The organism is Stenotrophomonas sp. HMWF003 (assembly GCF_003061285.1).
GTDB classification, from domain to species: domain Bacteria; phylum Pseudomonadota; class Gammaproteobacteria; order Xanthomonadales; family Xanthomonadaceae; genus Stenotrophomonas; species Stenotrophomonas maltophilia_AP.
The window spans coordinates 1,207-3,608 of record NZ_QAIW01000347.1 but is presented as its reverse complement, the minus strand read 5'-3'; the positions used below and the strand labels follow the sequence as shown (position 1 = coordinate 3,608).

At 68.8% G+C, this 2,402-nt stretch carries 3 protein-coding genes; all 3 read right to left on the bottom strand.

Annotated features, from left to right (window positions below):
- Positions 1-283: glucokinase (locus tag DBR34_RS14025; RefSeq protein WP_181394019.1), on the bottom strand; the 283-nt coding region annotated here is incomplete at its 3' end.
- 172 nt (positions 284-455) lie between these two features.
- A complete protein-coding gene (locus DBR34_RS14020; RefSeq protein ID WP_128097248.1) occupies positions 456-2,054 on the bottom strand; it encodes a calcineurin-like phosphoesterase family protein in 1,599 nt (532 codons plus the stop codon).
- An 88-nt stretch (positions 2,055-2,142) separates the two neighbouring features.
- Positions 2,143-2,402, bottom strand: a 260-nt coding sequence (gene hisE, locus DBR34_RS23170) for a phosphoribosyl-ATP diphosphatase (RefSeq protein ID WP_258223936.1), incomplete at its 5' end; no start/stop codon positions are given.

The following is a 2,402-nucleotide window of genomic DNA, read 5'->3' as shown; positions in this document are numbered from 1 at the left end:
ACACCGGCCATGGCAGGTTGGTGTTGACCAGGTGGTCGCCTTCCAGCAGCCCGGCGATCGCCACCACGGCGCTGTCCAGTGGCTGCCCGGCGCTGGCGATGAAATCGGCCAGGATCGCGGCAAGGCTGGCAAACGCGGCGCAGCTGTAACGGCGCAGGCCAACCAGCTGTGGCGGCTGACCGGCACGCAGTTCGGCCACGGCCAGGCGCGCGAACGTACCCCCGACGTCGGCGACAAGCAGCGTTTCGACAGACGATGCCCGACCGGGTGTCAGCAGGGACACATCGGACGGGGCCGGAGGATGCTCCGGAAACGGTACCGCAACGCTCACTCGCAGGCCTTGGCTGGGGTCGAATAACCCGGTGCGATTTTCGGCGATCGCCCGGGGTTTGCAAAGCACGTAGCGCCGTACAGCAGCGTATGTAGCGGCTGCACGGTGCGCGGCAGGCGCCTCATCAAGGCTTGCCGACCTGCAGCCGGTAGCTGGTGCTGGCCGAGGCGGTAGGGCCGTCGGCGTGGACCGCGCGCACTTCCACCTTGTGCTCGCCGGCCGTCAGGTTGGTGGGCAGCGCGCCGCGCCACAGGTGCGGCGACGGCGTCGCTTCAGGAGAGCGATCGAAACCGCGCAGGCGCTCGGCCTGGTCGTCGGCCACGTTCTCCACCAGCAGGCGCGGATCGGGCTGCTCCACCCGCTTCATGCTCTGCCAGGCACCACTGTCCACGCGGTACTCCACCAGCGTATCGGCCTGGCCCATGAACACATTGGCGTACACACCCCACGCCGGGTAGGCATCCTTGCGCAGCACCTTGGGCGCATGCAGGGCAATCTGGTAGTCGTCCGGCGCGCGCGCCACGTAATAGCGCAGGCCGTAGTCGCCGCCGGGCTTGACCGACAACACCGCGTAGCCGTTCGGCGTGCCGTCGCTCATGGTGGCATCGGGAATGCCGCTGCTGTCCTTCACGCCCGACCAGAACGCGCCACAGGCGGCGCCCACGTTGTACTCGTGCAGCGGCTTGCTGCCCTGCCAGCCCTCGGCGGCGCCATGGTAGTAGTGCTGCTGGGTGTGGCTGTGGCCGCTGAGCACCAGCACGTTGGGGAAATCCTTGAGCAGCGCGAACAGGCGCGCGCGGTCGGCGTGGCGGAAGGTCTCGCGGCCGGGCGCGGCATCGAACAGCGGGATGTGCATGCCCAGCACCACCAGGCGGTCGCGCGGCAGGCCCTTCAGGTAGTTGCCCAGGAAGGTGAACTGGTCCGGGCGCAGCCCGCCCACGTAGGTCGGCTTGGCCGCCGGGTCGTAGACCACGTCGTCGAGGAACACGAAGCTGGCGCCGCCCTCTTCCACCGCGTAGGTATCGGGCCCGTACACCGCGCGCCAGCTGTCCAGCGAGTGGCGGTCATCGCCGGCGTCGACGTCCAGATCATGGTTGCCCGGCACGTGGAACCACGGCACCTGCAGCAGCGCGGTGGCCTTGTTGATGGTCGGGTACAGGTCCAGGTCGTCGTTGACGATATCGCCCAGGGTGGTGCCCAGCCGTGCCGGATGCTTGCCGATGATGGGTTCGACGATGGCGCGCTGGTAGTAATCGATGTCCTGGCGGCTGGCGGTCTGCGAATCGGTGAAGACCAGCATCTCGAACCCGGCGCGGGCGGCATCGCTGCCCTTGGCCGGTTCCAGCGCGAAGTCCCAGTTGCGCACGTTGCTGCCGGTGGCGCGGATGCCGTCGTACTTCAGCCGTGGCGAGCCCTGCGGCGCGTAGTGGCGCCAGTACGAGGGCAGCCCGTTGCTGGCGGCCGGGAAGCGGTATTCGTCCGGCTTGATCACGAACACGGTCTGCCCATCGCGCACCGGCAGGCTGTAACTGCCGTCGGCGGCGGTACGCACGATCACCTCGCCGTTGGACACCTGCACCCCGGCCATGCCCGGGTCGGTCGGTCCGCGCCCGGGCTTGCCGTCGCGTTCCTGGTAGACCTTGCCGGTCACGTTCACCTCGGCGGCCAGGGCGGGTGCGGTAGTCAACAGCAGGCAAGCCAGCCAGGCAGCAGTGCGGGTCATCGGGACGGTCCGTTCGGGGTGGGTGATTGTAAAGCGGCACATCATCGCTTGTGCCGCGTTTCACCGACGTTAAACGCGATTCATGCGCTCACCCTGCGTGGCGCGCCACCAGCACGGCCACCGCATCGGCCAGCGACAAGCCGCGCGCACGCAGCAGCACGATCAGGTGGAACAGCAGGTCGGCCGATTCGCCCAGCAGCGCTGCATCGTCCTGCGCCACCCCGGCCAGCGCGGCTTCCACGCCCTCCTCGCCCACCTTCTGCGCGATGCGGCGGATCTCGCCGTCGAACAGCGACGTGGTGTAGCTGCCCGCCGGGCGCTGCTGCTCGCGCTGGCGCACGAACGCAT

Bases quoted from the DNA above. Each gene is read 5' to 3' on its own strand.
- DBR34_RS14020 (WP_128097248.1), bottom strand. From the start codon at position 2,054: ATGACCCGCACTGCTGCCTGGCTGGCTTGCCTGCTGTTGACTACCGCA.